We start from the raw sequence: 13,026 nt of genomic DNA on the forward strand, positions 1-13,026 counted from the left end.
AGGTAGGGCAGGCAGTGTCCGCAATCGTCATGCGCGACGTCCGACGCGCTTTCGACGTCGTTAAAGGATCCGCCTGGCGGATGAACCGCAGGGTGCAGCAATTCGAGGCACTCAGAGGCGTGAACCTTGATGTGTCAAAGGGCGAGCTGTTCGGTCTTCTCGGCCCTAACGGAGCTGGCAAGACGACCACGATCAAGATTCTGACGACTCTGCTGGTTCCGACGAGCGGGGAGGTCTACCTCAACGGCCTCGACTCGGTGCGCAACCCGGATCAGGTCCGCAGTCGGATCGGTTATGTGTTCGGAGGCGACAAGGGACTCTACGATCGGCTCAGCGCCCGTGACAACCTCCGATATTTTGCGAACCTGTACCGCATTGCCCCGGGACAGCAACGCAGGCGCATCAACGAACTTCTCGAAATGCTGAGCCTAACGGACCGTCAGAACGATCGGGTGGAGACGTTCTCCCGGGGAATGAAGCAGCGGCTGCATATAGCCCGGGGGCTCCTCCACGACCCGGACATCATCTACCTGGATGAACCGACGAACGGTCTCGATCCGCTGGCCGCACGCGATGTGCGCGACATTGTGAGACGGCTGAAGCACTCCGGTAAGACGATCCTTCTCACCACGCACTACATGTTCGAGGCGGAAGATCTGTGCGACCGCCTGGCCGTCATCGAGGGCGGGCGCATCATCGCCGAGGGCACCAGCAAGGACCTCGGCGCGCTCGCGAATGCCGGCCCCGTCGTTCGGGCGGAGGTCAGTGGGGGCGGCGCCCAGGCCTTGTGCCGGGCCCTTGAAGATCGCGCCGACGTCGTCAACTGCCACCTGGAGCCGCTCAGCGGGCGCGAACTGGTGACCATTCGGTTCGCGGCGCAGACCGAAGTCGAGGCGTCCCGAGTCGTTGGCGAGGCGGCTGCAGCAGATACCGGAGTAAAGCTATTGGATCTTCAGCTCCGCGAGCCGACGCTTGAAGACAAGTATGTCACGCTGGTGAGTCAGTCCCGCGACAAGGAAAGTGCATGACGGATCGCCGTGCAGGTTTGAGATACTTCGCCTCCAACGTCCGCTTCTACTTGCTATATCTTTCGCGATCACGGATTGAGATCACTCTCACCTTCATGCTGCCCCTCTTCTACGCGACCGTGGCGCACCTGATCGCGGAATCCGGGTCGGACCGGATCACCCCTCTGGAAATTACGCTGGGGGCAGGCCTCATGGGCATGTGGACCACAGTCATGTACGGAGCGGGTGGCCTTATAAAGGAACAGCGGCGCCTTGGGATACTCGAACTCCTGTTGGCAGCGCCTGGGCGCTTCCCTTCGGCGATTGCGACGATGACCCTCGCTGTCGCCCTGTTTGGGTTCGAGGCCATGCTTGGCACTCTCGCCTGGGGATATCTTCTTTTTGACGCACAGATCGATGCTGCTGCTCTGCCTGCTCTGGCAGTGGCCGCCACACTCACTGTTCTCGCCATGAGTGCAGTGGGCTTCATGGTCGCTGCCGTGTTTGTCCGGGTACGGAAAGCCGAGAGTGCAGCTGAAGCCGTCGTAGCTCCTTTGTGGCTGCTCTCGGGTGTCCTGATTCCCGTCTCCACCCTCCCCGACCCTGTGCAAGCAATCAGCAGGCTCCTGCCCATGACCTTCGGAGCGGAAGCATTGCGGGCGGCCACGCGGAACGTTTGGGATGTGCGCGCCATCGCAGCCTGCCTCGGCCTTAGCCTTCTCTACGGGGCAATCGGATGGGCCGCCGTCAACGCTGCGGCTCAATCGTCTCGATCCCGAGGGGGTATGCACCTGTGGTGAGCCATGAAAGCCGCACCATATTGAGCAAATCCCCGCTAGACGCAGCTCCCGCAGTTCGACACGTGATGGTGTCCAACTACCTTTCTTTCCGGGCTCTTTTCAACTGGTCGAGACCAAGCGACTTCCTCCTGGCATTCGTCTTTGCACCCGTATTTGATCTTCTGTTCTATGGCCTCTTCGGTCACTACATGAGCGTCGAGGACGGAGCCTTCTACCTGACCGGCGGCGTCATGCTTGCCGCATGCCTGCCCGCACTCTCGGGCGGAGTGATGTCCGTGACGAGTGAGCGCTACTACGGCACCCTGCACGCTCTCCTTATCAGCCCAAACGCTTTAGGGCCTGCCCTTTTCCTCCGCCCCCTGCCCTACTCCCTGTTCGGAGCGCTCGCTGGGGGCGTCACCCTCCCCGTCGGCATGCTGCTCCTCGATGTGCGACTGCCGGACGACGTGCTGCCTGTTCTGTTGGGATGCCTACTGTGCGGGGCCCTCTCCAGCGCTGCCCTCGGCATGCTTCTTGGTGTCTTTGCTCTCTACGTGCGCGACATCTTCACCGTCATCAACCTCGCCATGTGGTTCCTTTCGCTGGCGTTGGGCCTCTTCGTTCCTCCGTCCGCCTATCCGACATGGTTGACGGTTGCTACGCACTGGGTCCCGGGGTACCACGCCCTCAGCGCGGCCCGAAAGGTCGTGGAAAACGGCGCTCCGGTTGGCAGTGACCTCGTGATCGAAGCGGCCCGTGCTGCCAGTTTGATCGTGGTCGGCATGTGCGCAATCACGTACTACCGTCGGCAGGTGCGCCGCGGGCGCACCTCAGGCCTGGATTGACACTACGACGGACTACACATGGCAGCAACTGCCGCTGGCCTTCGATGCTTCGGCTTCGACCGCGCATCGGTGCTTCGCCGAGTGAATTGCCGACCCGCCTTTTAGAGCTGGTAACGCGATCTTGTTGAACGGCCCTGGTCGGCCGTGACCGGTGTGATGACTCAGCTGTTCGGGAGGGTGTGAGTACTCGACCGTGGATCGTGGACGATGACCTGTGGGCGCTGGTCGAGCCGCTGCTGCCGCCCTGGCCCGAGAAGGCTCCCGGCCCGCGGCCGGTGCCGGACCGGCAGTGCTTACAGGGCATTCTGTACGTGTTGCACAACGACATCGCCTGGCGGCTGCTGCCGCTGGAGCTGAGGTTCGGCTCGGGTCAGACCTGCTGGCGGCGGCTTGAGCGGTGGCAGAAGGCCGGGACCTTCGACCAGCTGCACCGGATCCTGCTCGCCAAGTGAACGCGGCCGGCGAGCTGGACTGGTCCAGAGCCTGTGTGGACGGCTCCCATGTCCGCGTGAAAAGGGAGGAGCCGACACCGGCCCGTCGCCGGTCGACCGGCGCAAGACGGGCAGTAAGCACCACTTGATCTGCGATGGCCAAGGCACTCCGCTCAAGGTCATCACGACCGCGGCCAACGTCAACGACGTCACCCAGACCCTTGCCCTGGTCGGCAGCATCCCGCCCGTCGCTGGACGCCCGGGCCGGCCCCGCCGGCGCCCGCAGGCTCTGCTCGGCGACAAGGGCTACGACTCCGACACCAACCCTCGTGAACTGCGAAAACACCGGATCCTGCCGGTCATCTCCCGCAGGGGCCCAGACCGAGGCGGTGCTCGGCCTCATCCTGTCGCGTCTCGACCCGACAGTCCGTCTTAACCGACCCGCCGGAGAGCTTCTGCGGATGGTGCGGGCGAAGATCGACGGCCATTGCGACACCGAATGGCCGCCGGCCCTCGACGTCATCGAGAGGGCGATCAAGCGCCGCAACAGAGTCGTCCACGACAGCCTTGCAGTCGGTAGGACCTGGCGCGAGTACGCGACGGGCGGCGGCGAGTGGGTGCACGTCACCACAACGCTGGGCGAGGAGGAGTGCGACACGGGCACTCTCGTGAACGACCTTGCTCTGCAGCAGGGTGCCACTGCAGCGGCCGTCGAAGTGCTGAACTGCCTGTCCATCTGAAATTCCTCGCCAGTCGACTCCCGGAGGTCTGGCCAAGGAATCGAAGACGCCATGGCGCGGAAGCGTCTGGGATTCTGTGGGGACTCGCCGGTCCAGTCATCGCTTCGCAGGCAGGGCGAGGTCGCGGGGTCGGTGTCCGCCGCGGCACCGGCGTCCAAGCCTTCACGGGCCCTGCTCATGCTCGCAGAGCCGGGCCTCCTTGTGAGCGGGTGTCAGTCAAGCCAGTCGTTCGGGATCATGGCCTTGCGCTGACCATCGAGCGGCCGCCAGTTCTCGACGATGGCGTCCTGGAACCAGGGCTCTTCGGTGAGGTTGGCGTGGTCGCACACGATGATCTGCAGAGCGCCTTCGTTGAGATCGGCTACGTCTTTGAGGAGTTCGAAGTAGGCGGTGACGGTGTTCCAGTCGGCGTCTTGGACGGTGGTGGCGTCCTTGATCTTGGCGGGGAAAAAGGCCTGGGTCGGCTGGTCGAGCATGAGGAATCCGGGGACGGGCCGGCGGTGGAGCCGGAAGTAGGTGTGCAGGGCGAGATGGGCGACCATGTGGTAGCCGATCCAGTTCTTGGCGCTGCCGATGCGGTTGAGCGGGAGGCGTCCTTGGGGGCGTCGTACGACGACGTTGAGCTGGCTGAGGCTGACGGCGACCTCGTCCGCGGAGGCGGCCTGCCCCAGGTTCAGGCGCCGGGCCCAGTCGGTCATGTTGCCAGCGATGTCGGCCAGCCGTCGTTCCGTCTCGGCGGTGACGTCGTCCTCGTCGATCAGGGCTTGGAGGGTGGCGACGTTTTCCTGGGCCAGGGCCAGGTTGTTGCGCAGTTCGCCGATGTCGCCGACGGGTGATCCCGTGCCTGCGGTGAGGGCCTGGTCGATGCGGCCCTGGATCCGGGCGATGCGCACATGTTGGTCCTGGAGGTTGCGCATGCGTTCGTCGTTGGTGGTCAGTTCCCGCAGTTGCGCCCCGTTGACCCTGAGGCGTTCGACGACGGATGTCCGTTCGGCTTGGAGGGATCTGCGGTGCTCGTCGCGGATCGGCTGGATGCCCTGGGCCTGGTCGAGTTCTTCGGCAAGCTGCGCGGTGAGTGCGGTGATCTCTGCTGCTGAGGCGTCCGGTTCCTCCAGCGGACGGGTGCACATCGGGCACAGAGCGGTGTCGTAGTCGCGTTCGGGTCCCAGGAGGCTGAGGGTCTGCAGGCGGCCGAGTTGCAGGTGGAGTTCGCCGGTGAAGGCTTCTCCCTGCTTTTGCCAGCGGTCCACCAGGGCGAGTGCCTCGTCGAGCTGTTGCAGTTGCTCGCGCAGTTGTCGTCGCTCGTCGGTCAGGCCCTGGCGCCGGTCGGTGAGATCCACTGGGCCCACAGTGGAGACGGTGACGGTGAGCGCCTGCTCGAGGAGAGCGCGGATCTCCTCGGGGCCGGGGGCCGGGGGGACTTCCTGAAGGAGTCCTTCGCTCTGGGCGAGGCGGAGCAGGGCGACACCGCTGGCGTCCACGGCGTCGCGGTGGCGGTGGGCGTCGTCGAGCTTGCGCTGGGCGGCGCGCTGGGCGCGCTGGGCCTCGTTGAGGTGGTGGCGGCGCAGGGCCTGTTCGGGTCCGGCGGCTCCGAGGAAGTAGGGCAGGGTGTCCTTGAGGGTCTGGGCGATGCCGTTTTCGGTCTGGCGGTGGAAGAGGGCCTTTTTGTCGGCGATCTCGTTCTGGTTCTGGAAGCACAGCAGGGCCGCCTGTGCGATGGAGACGTCGAAGGCCTGGCAGGCGGCGCCGGTGGGCGGCTGAAAGCGGAAGTCCTCGATGCCCAGGCGGGCGCTGAGCTGGCTGCGCAGTGCGGCGACGTTCGAGTTCGGGGTGAGTTCGTCGGCGCGGGGCAGGTCGAGGGTGTCGCCGCCGGTGCGGATCATGGCCTGGGTGGTGGAGGCTCCTGCGGGGCGGGGCCGGGCCAGGAGCATGCGGCTGTCGTGAAAAGCGACCAGGAGCGCGTACCAGCCCACGGTCCGGTCGATGGGTTCGTCCGGCAGGTTGGGAGTGCTGCGGCCCAGGCAGTAGTCGACGATGTCGAGGATCTCGGACTTCCCGGTTTCGGACTCGCCGGTGAGGATGTTGAGCGCCCCGGGACGAAACCGCACGACCCTGGGGGTGGGCCGGCCATCTCGGTGGTAGAGGGCCAGGGCGAGTAGCTGCATGGTGGTTCGTAGGCTCCTTGAGCAAAGAGGGGGTCAGGGGCGGACGCCGAGGAGGTTGTAGGCGAGGGCAGGATCGAGAACAGCGAGCCAGCGGCCGACGAGGCCTGCGCGGCGGGCGCAGTCCGCGACTTCATCGCTGGGGGCTTGTGAGGCGGCCTTGGGCGGGCGGGGGCAGCGCAGTCCTCCTGCGGTGACCTCGAGGGCGTGGTGGCGCAGGGCGGTGCGCAGGCTGGCGCGGGTGTAGTCGGTCAGGGCAGCGGCCCGCAGGGCGAAGGCGGCTTGGTGCTGGGGGTGTTCGGTGAGCCAGGCGGACATCGAGTGGACAGCCTGGGTGGGCAGGTCGTTGCGGGTGTCAGTGGGGAGCACCAGGGGCAGCACGAGGAAGGCGCTGGGCCAGGGCAGGGGGCGGTTGGCCTTCTTGGTCGCAGCGTGGACGCTGGTGGCCAGGAGGTAGGCGCCGAAGGCTGTGTTGAGCAGGGCCTGGGCTTCGGGAACGCGATGATTGGTCATGGTCACTGGCCTGGCTGCTCGTTGTGGTTCTGGCACAGATCGGGATAGTCGGGATGCCAGCCGACCGACTCGTCGTCCTCGGCGCTGTGGGCCCTGCCGGCGAGGCTGTGCAAGGTGCCGCGTCCGATCCAGCTCTCGGTGGTGCTGCCGGGGCGGGCCGGGATGCCGGCGGCCTTGTCCATGGAGTCGTCGAGGACGCGTTTGCCGACGGTCTTGCGTTCGGCGGCGGGGGTGTCGTCCTCGACTGCATCTGTGTGCCGGGTGAAGACGTGGTCCCACTCGTCCCACAGGAGCCGCTCGTAGTCGCCGAGGGCCTGTTCGGTGATCGTGAAGTCACGCAGCCACGCGGAGCGTTGCGCGCGTGCGTAGTGGTAGTCGCGCAGGTGGCTGGCGATGGTGCGGTCCTTGAGGCCGATCCACTGCATCTGGGCAACGACCAGGTCGTCCTTGTAGGCCGTGATCTCGGCCTGGGTGAGGCGGCGCAGCGTCTCGGTGATGGGAAGGTTCTTGCCCGTGAACCGGTCGAGGGTCTCTTCCAGGCGGCACTGCAGTTCCTGGGCGGTTACCGAGGCCCGGCTCCGGTTCTTGTCCAGCAACTCCACGGCCATGCCGTACCACCACCCCTTGATGTCGTCGAGGATGGCGCGGGTGTGCTGGCCGGGCCTGATCCCCAGTGCGCGGGCCAGCTTAGAGTCGAGGTCTGACATCAGCGGCGACGCATCGCTGATCTCCATGGCGGCGACCAGTCGGTAGCGCTGTGCGGGGGTGAGGTCGGTGAACTTCTTGCGATCGTCCGCGGTGTTGCTGGGCTCGGCCGCTCTCGCGACCTCCTCCATGCCGGCCAGGGCGTCGTCGACGGAGCGCCCGGGTCCGGGGCGGAGCTTGTGGAGGAAGGTGCCTTCGGCTGCCACCTGGGTGGTGACCAGCCGCAGCAGCGGCATGGTTCCGTCGGACAGGCGCCCCAGGACGGTCAGTGCGTCGATCCAGGAGGCGACGGAGCGCCAGAAGTCCTTGCCCGTCTCGCTCAGCCGCCCGGCCCGCTCGCGGTGTTTGGACTGCAGGAGCACGGACGGGTCGCTGCTGTCCTGGTACAGGAACTCGATGTCGTCGAGGACTTCCATGCGGACTTCGACCGTGATGTCGTCCCAGCTGCGCTCCGCGAGTTCCAGCAGGGCCAGTTCGCACTGGTAGAGGTATCCGGTCATCTGGCCTGCCGCCGAATGCGACCCTGCTTGCGCCACGTTCCCCACTTGTGGTCGGACCTGTATCAACGGCAGCCGGCTCGCCGACGGTGAGGACCACGCGAGATACGGTGCATGCAGATATCAGCGAATCCGCATGAACCGGACCCCTGCTCCCCTGTCGGCGTAACCTAGCACCTCTCGGACATGAAGACCGTTGCGTGTGCGTCGGCCTCAAACTGGCCTTGATTCGCAGGGCAGTTCCGCTGTAGTCGGCCACGAAGAGGACCGTCTCGTCTCCATCGACGTCGGTGGCGCGCCCAGGACACCCGTACGGAAGGCCAGAGCCACGGCACCGGTGGGCGGCGTCAAGACCAAGCTGAAGTGCGCCGGGTGCGCTCTCCGTTCGTCCGTAAACGGCGCAGGGCGATCTCGAGCGCGTGGCGCGGGTAGGACTCGAGGAACAGTGGATACCGGCCCTGTGTGGTGATGACAGCGGTCGCGGCTGTCTGCTGAGACAGTCGCCGTGTTCAGACTCCGCCGGCCGGTGGCAGGCCCTCCTCCGGCCCAGCCAGCCCGACCGGGCTGGCGCAGGTCCAGGTAGCAGCGCAGTCGTACGGGCCGTGCTTGCGTCCCGTGTCGTGTGTTGCCCGGGCGACGTCGCCCATCTGTCGGCAAGTTACTGGCGGTCGCGGCGGCTACGAGCGCAACTGCGTTTATTTCAGGACGATTTGGCCGGAAACTTGTCACCTTAATTTGTGACTCCCGTCACGCCTTGCGGTGCCGCAAGAGAGGTTCAGACACCCTCGTGAGGGCTGATGTCGCAGCTCACACGGGGCGCCCCTCCCCCGCGTCGCGCTCACCGTGCGCGACTGTTGAATTTCGGACGGTCATATTGAGGGTCGCATGCATGCGTGTTCGGGGCGCTGGGCCGGTTGAGTGATCGTCACCGGCGCACGCCGGGCACCCGACACCTCAACGAAGAGGATCCATGCACGAAGACGTCTTCCGTGCCGACGACGGCTACGGTTCCGCCACGCAGGCGCCGCTCCCTCTGCCGCTGGACTTCGAGGCGCACTACGTGATGAACCAGGAGGCGTGGCACTCCTATGCGCTGTACCGGCTCGGCGCCAACGACATTGCCGAGCGCGCGGTGCACCGCGCGTTTTTGGAAGTGCTGCGGAACTGGGAGGCGCTGCTCGCCGAGGCCAACCTGCCGCAGCAGACCTGGAGCATTCTGCGGCGTGTCGTCGGTGACGAGGCGCTGTGCGCGGCCCGCGACGGGATCACGGCGATGCCGAGCACGATCGGACTGTACCCGGCGCTGCTGAAGCTGCCGCAGCGTCAGCTCGACGTGATCATCTTGCGGTATGTCCTGCGCTACAGCAGCCGCAAGGCCGGCTGGTATCTCGGCATCACCGCGAGCACCGTGGACCACCACTGCCGCAAGGCACGCGAGCGCCTCGCCCCGGTCTACCACCACCACCGCGGCACGACACCGAAGCAGAAGGAGGAGAGCCAGTGACATCTGTGGGGAACAAGCGCCCGGCCGAAGCGGAGACGACCTGGACCGAGCGGCTGCGCGAGGCGGATCCCGTCGTGCGTGAGCCGCGCCGTGCGTTCGATGTCGGCGAGGGGCTGCGCCGGCTGGCCGCGGAAGCCGGGTATTTGCGGCCTGCGCCTGCCCGGCCCGCCGGTGCCGGCGCCCGCCGCCAGCTCGACCTGATCTCCCGGTGGACCGTCACCGAAGCCGGTGCCGCCGACCACGTCGAAGAACTCGCCACGGTCATCGGCGACGACGGGATGGGCAAACCCACCCCGGACGACTTCACCGAGTGGATGCCCGTCGATGTCCACGGCATCCACGTCTTCGCCTGCATCCTCCACCTCGCCGACCATCCCGAGAGCGCCGTCTTCTGGTGGCAGATCGCCGCCGGAGCTGAGCACACCGGCGCCGCCTACTGCCTGCACCTGCGCCACCTCAGCCAGGGCGAGATTCGCGAAGCTGCGCTGTGGAAGCGGCAGATGAGCGCCATGCGGGACCGCACCGCACAGCAGTGGTTCGACGGCCCGTCCAACGACTACACCCGCGACCTGGTCGGTGCCGTGGATGCCTTCACCTCCTACTGCGCCCGCCACCGCGAACCGACGCCGATCCCCACCCACCACCTGCAAAAACGCTACGAGGCGCTCGCCGACCGGCATGACGAGGGCGGACTGGTCTGCCGGCCCGACAGTCGGCTGCCCGACCGCATCCATGAACTCGCGATCACGCGGTGACCCCGCACGGGCAAAGGTCCGGCAGGGGCGAGAGCTCTGCGGGTATTCGGGACGATGTGCGTTCTGCTACCCGACGGGGGGCGCTCTCTCACGTGGGTGCTGCTCGTGAGCCCGCTAGGGCAGGCGGTCTGGAATGGCGCTGCTGCGGGGTGATTTCGTCGTGCGGGTACAGGGCCGAAGCGGCCGGGGTGCTGTGCTGCACGGACGGTGCGGTTACTGGCCTGCCTGGGCGGCAACGGCAATTTGGGCGCAGACCAACGGCGCTGCCTCGACGCGATGAGCAAGGCCACGCAGCCGGCGCCGTCGCCGCTCCCCCTCGCGCCACTGGATCCCGCACGGTGCCGCACGTGGAGGAGCCCGCCGACCTGGTGGTCGGCGGGCTCCTGAAGACGATGGATGCGATGCCCCCGCACAGCCCCATGGGCTGAGCACTTCGTCGAACTGGCGGTCGGGCGGTCGTGCCCCGCCGCACTGCCGGCGCAAGCAGTTACGCGTGGGTAGATCCGCTCCGTCGCCGCGTGCAGCCTAAAATCGGCCGAACGACAGCGCCCCGTGGGTCCGGGCCGCCTGAGCGGCATGGACCACAGGATGGCGGCAGCAGGAACTTCACACCGTCGGTAGCGCCGTAGCGCCACTCGACGGGCTGCTCGAACCCCGCCGATGCGGGCACTGGAGCACGAGTTACGAGCAGTTCCACCGTCTACCTCCTCAAGCTGGGCGCGGCACGCAGGAACCCCCACGCACCGCGTTGTCCCGAGGCCGCGGCAACGGCCAGATAGGACGGGATACCTGCCTGGGTCAGAGACAAGGCACCTCTCGGCCGCACTGCGAGGAGTCTCCTCCCCGAAGAGCTGCCAGGTTGAGTGTGCCCAGACCTGGCCTTGCCTACCACCCGACCAGCCCTTTTTGTCATAGCACCGTATGCCTTTGGAAAACCTATCCCGCCCGGCGGTTCCGACCTCGGGGTTCCGGTTGTTTTTTCTCTCGACATTTTGATCTTTAGCGCACCGGGAACTATCTTTTTACGTCCCCTTCCGCCCAGGATAGCCGGTAATTCACCAAGGGGCTCGAGTTCCGAATTCGCGACCTCCCAACCTCTTCACGCGCCACCCCTACCAGCCGGTTCATTCCCGGTATAAGGATCTTCCAGCGTCGCTATGAACGAATGTTCACACATAGAACGCGTGTTCATCTTACCTTCCGGTCAGTATGCACAGCTTGGTCCGGACCAATCTCAACTCCGTTGGCGCACAAGGTCATCAGGCGATCCAGCCCGCGATGATCACCCCGACTTAGGGCTGCCTATGTGTATTTCTTAAGAAAATAGGCGTGCATGATCTGGGGTTGGAGGGTGATTAGTCTTCGGATGAGTGCCTGACTCGACTCGCGGTTCCTGTGGTAAAGCGCAGGAATATCTTCGCTTGATGACGCGCGTCGCGTAGGGCATTCTTTCTAAATCCGGGCGGCAACCCGGATGCGTTTGCAGTACCCGCACCACCTGCACCACCTGCACCACCAGGACGGAAAAACAGCCTGGGTCACATGCACCACGAGACAAGGCACTTCTTAGAAAGGTTCAAAGATGAACCGGTTTTCTCGCCACGGGGCCGAGGGTCCCTTCGGCCCGGGCTGCGTGGTCTCCCCGCAGCAGAGCGGATCCTTCGGGCTCCAGGCAGGCGCACTGCCCGCTCCCGGCAGCGTGCGCCGTTCCATGGGCCTGAGCAGGATCAGGCTGAACCTCGCCGCCTTCACGATCGCCGCGGGCGCGACGTTCGGCTTCATCCAGACCGGCTGCGACGCTCCCACCGCCGCCAGCATCTCCCTGTCCTGCACCCTCGCCGCCGAGCGGCTCGTCTCCGGGATGACCTCCCGTAAGCCGGGTCCCTCGCGCGCCGAGGCAGCCGACACCCAGGAGACGCAGGGCTGACCGCGCCCTGGGTGGGGGAGGCTGCCTGCCTCCCCCACCCAGGTGCAGCGTTGCCCGGAAGGGAGACCGCCATGAATCACAGGGAGCCCGGACGGCCGACCACACAGGTCGACCCGAGCAAGGGTGCACTCGAACAGCTCGCCGTGGACCTTCTGCGGCTGCGCAAGTACAAGGAACTGACACTCGAGCAGTTCTCCGACGTGTCCGGCCTGTCGCGAGCGACCCTCTCAGCTGCGACACAGGGAACCAAGTGCCCGTCCTGGGACACCATGAAGCGCTACCTGGACGCGGCTGGCGAGGACCCTTCCGCCTGGCGTCCGCGCTGGGAGATGATCGCCGACCCCAAACAGCGTGAAGCAGCCGGACTCCCCGATGCCCCCGAACAGCGAGCCGCGGTCAAACGGCTCCTGCCGTCCGAGGTCATGACCGTCCACGCGTTCGCCGTAGCCCTGCGCCAGCTCAAGGTATGGCAGCGCAACCCGACGTATCAAAAGATCGCGAACGTGTCCGCGCGGCACAACCTGGCCGTGGGCCAGACCACCATCTGCAACGTCTTCCGGGGAGCCAAGCTCCCCACCGAGAACGCGCTCATGGGAGTACTCATCGGCATGGGACTCTCGCCACGAGATCCGGAGTTCTCCGAGTGGGTCGAAAAGCGCCGCGAGCTTGAAGCCGCTCGCGTCGAAAGCTCCCTGGAACCGCCGCCCAACGACGACACCTCACACACGGGCGGCTTCACCCCCTTGCACAAGAAGCGGGCCCTCATCCCGAGACAGCGGCCCTACGGAAGCCGCAACCGCCTGCTGCACCGCCGCCGAGAACAGATCATCTCCTGAAGCAATACCGATACCTCGCAGGTCAGCCTGGTTGGGCGGGTTGGTGCCAACCCGCCCAACCAGGGCGTCCGCCTGCTCGCAGGCCTTAGCTCGGATAGCGTGCAGCGGGTAAGCCGGGCGCGGGCACACACCGTGCCAGGCCGTCGGACGCCTGCCAGCCGGATCGGATCGCGCACTTCGCCCGTTTTCCCCCGGCCTGAACACGTGGTACGCCGCGGGCGTCGCTTGGCATCTCCGACACCGACCACCTCTACATCAAGCAGTAGCTCCTCGCCTGAATGAGCAGCTAGGCTGTCGCGGCCACGCGCGCCTACCCGAAGCGGTA

13 protein-coding genes are annotated in these 13,026 nt (G+C 66.1%); 10 read left to right on the forward strand and 3 right to left on the reverse strand.

The genetic code is table 11. The features are described 5' to 3' along the window. The first annotated feature begins 14 nt into the window (after window positions 1-14). The 6 genes from Sri02f_RS00065 (at window position 15) to Sri02f_RS00090 (ending at window position 3,802) form a co-directional block, all read left to right on the forward strand. On the forward strand, window positions 15-1,028 hold the full coding sequence (locus Sri02f_RS00065; protein ID WP_218029814.1) for an ABC transporter ATP-binding protein: 1,014 nt from the start codon (window positions 15-17) through the stop codon (window positions 1,026-1,028). Continuing rightward, window positions 1,025-1,807, forward strand: a complete 783-nt coding sequence (locus Sri02f_RS00070) for an ABC transporter permease (protein WP_108999014.1) — start codon at window positions 1,025-1,027, stop codon at window positions 1,805-1,807. Before Sri02f_RS00065 ends, Sri02f_RS00070 begins: the two co-directional genes overlap by 4 nt. A 65-nt stretch (window positions 1,808-1,872) precedes the next feature. Then, window positions 1,873-2,631, forward strand: a complete 759-nt coding sequence (locus Sri02f_RS00075) for an ABC transporter permease (RefSeq protein ID WP_245970317.1) — start codon at window positions 1,873-1,875, stop codon at window positions 2,629-2,631. A 179-nt stretch (window positions 2,632-2,810) separates the two neighbouring features. Next, a complete protein-coding gene (locus Sri02f_RS00080) occupies window positions 2,811-3,083 on the forward strand; it encodes a transposase (RefSeq protein WP_159106614.1) in 273 nt (90 codons plus the stop codon). After that, window positions 3,022-3,498: a transposase gene (locus Sri02f_RS43960; RefSeq protein ID WP_108999017.1), complete on the forward strand. Its 477-nt coding sequence runs from the start codon at window positions 3,022-3,024 to the stop codon at window positions 3,496-3,498. The genes Sri02f_RS00080 and Sri02f_RS43960 overlap by 62 nt, the downstream gene beginning before the upstream one ends. 25 nt (window positions 3,499-3,523) lie before the next feature. Beyond that, window positions 3,524-3,802, forward strand: a complete 279-nt coding sequence (locus Sri02f_RS00090) for a hypothetical protein (RefSeq protein WP_108999018.1) — start codon at window positions 3,524-3,526, stop codon at window positions 3,800-3,802. Window positions 3,803-4,014: 212 nt separating this feature from the next. Here Sri02f_RS00090 and Sri02f_RS00095 read toward each other — a convergent pair whose 3' ends face one another. Genes Sri02f_RS00095 through Sri02f_RS00105 form a run of 3 tightly spaced genes read right to left on the reverse strand, consistent with a single transcriptional unit; the run spans window position 4,015 to window position 7,682 of the window. Next, the gene (locus tag Sri02f_RS00095) at window positions 4,015-5,967 is read right to left on the reverse strand and encodes a DUF3732 domain-containing protein (protein ID WP_108999019.1); all 1,953 of its coding nucleotides are present in this window, start codon (window positions 5,965-5,967) and stop codon (window positions 4,015-4,017) included. 33 nt (window positions 5,968-6,000) lie between these two features. Continuing rightward, the gene (locus tag Sri02f_RS00100; RefSeq protein WP_108999020.1) at window positions 6,001-6,477 is read right to left on the reverse strand and encodes a three component ABC system middle component; all 477 of its coding nucleotides are present in this window, start codon (window positions 6,475-6,477) and stop codon (window positions 6,001-6,003) included. Window positions 6,478-6,479: 2 nt separating this feature from the next. Further along, window positions 6,480-7,682, reverse strand: coding sequence for an ABC-three component system protein (locus tag Sri02f_RS00105; RefSeq protein ID WP_108999021.1), 1,203 nt, complete (start codon window positions 7,680-7,682; stop codon window positions 6,480-6,482). Window positions 7,683-8,649: 967 nt separating this feature from the next. On the opposite strand from Sri02f_RS00105, the gene Sri02f_RS00110 reads away from it, so the two are divergent. The 4 genes from Sri02f_RS00110 to Sri02f_RS00125 all read left to right on the forward strand — a co-directional run bounded on the left by Sri02f_RS00110 (window position 8,650) and on the right by Sri02f_RS00125 (window position 12,701). Continuing rightward, complete coding sequence (locus Sri02f_RS00110) at window positions 8,650-9,183, forward strand: RNA polymerase sigma factor (RefSeq protein ID WP_108999022.1); 534 nt, start codon at window positions 8,650-8,652, stop codon at window positions 9,181-9,183. Further along, window positions 9,180-9,938, forward strand: coding sequence for a hypothetical protein (locus Sri02f_RS00115; protein ID WP_108999023.1), 759 nt, complete (start codon window positions 9,180-9,182; stop codon window positions 9,936-9,938). The genes Sri02f_RS00110 and Sri02f_RS00115 overlap by 4 nt, the downstream gene beginning before the upstream one ends. 1,582 nt (window positions 9,939-11,520) lie before the next feature. Further along, on the forward strand, window positions 11,521-11,865 hold the full coding sequence (locus Sri02f_RS00120; protein ID WP_108999024.1) for a hypothetical protein: 345 nt from the start codon (window positions 11,521-11,523) through the stop codon (window positions 11,863-11,865). A 71-nt stretch (window positions 11,866-11,936) separates the two neighbouring features. After that, the gene (locus Sri02f_RS00125; RefSeq protein ID WP_108999025.1) at window positions 11,937-12,701 is read left to right on the forward strand and encodes a helix-turn-helix domain-containing protein; all 765 of its coding nucleotides are present in this window, start codon (window positions 11,937-11,939) and stop codon (window positions 12,699-12,701) included. Window positions 12,702-13,026: the final 325 nt, after the last annotated feature.

The sequence above is a fragment of the Streptomyces rishiriensis genome (genome assembly GCF_003112535.1).
Lineage (GTDB): Bacteria > Actinomycetota > Actinomycetes > Streptomycetales > Streptomycetaceae > Streptomyces > Streptomyces rishiriensis.

What these genes read in the sequence shown, in the direction of transcription:
- Sri02f_RS00120 (WP_108999024.1), top strand. Translation starts at nt 11,521, where the DNA reads ATGAACCGGTTTTCTCGCCACGGGGCCGAGGGTCCCTTCGGCCCGGGC.
- Sri02f_RS00125 (WP_108999025.1), top strand. Translation starts at nt 11,937, where the DNA reads ATGAATCACAGGGAGCCCGGACGGCCGACCACACAGGTCGACCCGAGC.
- Sri02f_RS00075 (WP_245970317.1), top strand. Translation starts at nt 1,873, where the DNA reads ATGGTGTCCAACTACCTTTCTTTCCGGGCTCTTTTCAACTGGTCGAGA.
- Sri02f_RS00070 (WP_108999014.1), top strand. Translation starts at nt 1,025, where the DNA reads ATGACGGATCGCCGTGCAGGTTTGAGATACTTCGCCTCCAACGTCCGC.
- Sri02f_RS00095 (WP_108999019.1), bottom strand. Translation starts at nt 5,967, where the DNA reads ATGCAGCTACTCGCCCTGGCCCTCTACCACCGAGATGGCCGGCCCACC.
- Sri02f_RS00110 (WP_108999022.1), top strand. Translation starts at nt 8,650, where the DNA reads ATGCACGAAGACGTCTTCCGTGCCGACGACGGCTACGGTTCCGCCACG.
- Sri02f_RS00090 (WP_108999018.1), top strand. Translation starts at nt 3,524, where the DNA reads ATGGTGCGGGCGAAGATCGACGGCCATTGCGACACCGAATGGCCGCCG.
- Sri02f_RS00100 (WP_108999020.1), bottom strand. Translation starts at nt 6,477, where the DNA reads ATGACCAATCATCGCGTTCCCGAAGCCCAGGCCCTGCTCAACACAGCC.
- Sri02f_RS00105 (WP_108999021.1), bottom strand. Translation starts at nt 7,682, where the DNA reads ATGACCGGATACCTCTACCAGTGCGAACTGGCCCTGCTGGAACTCGCG.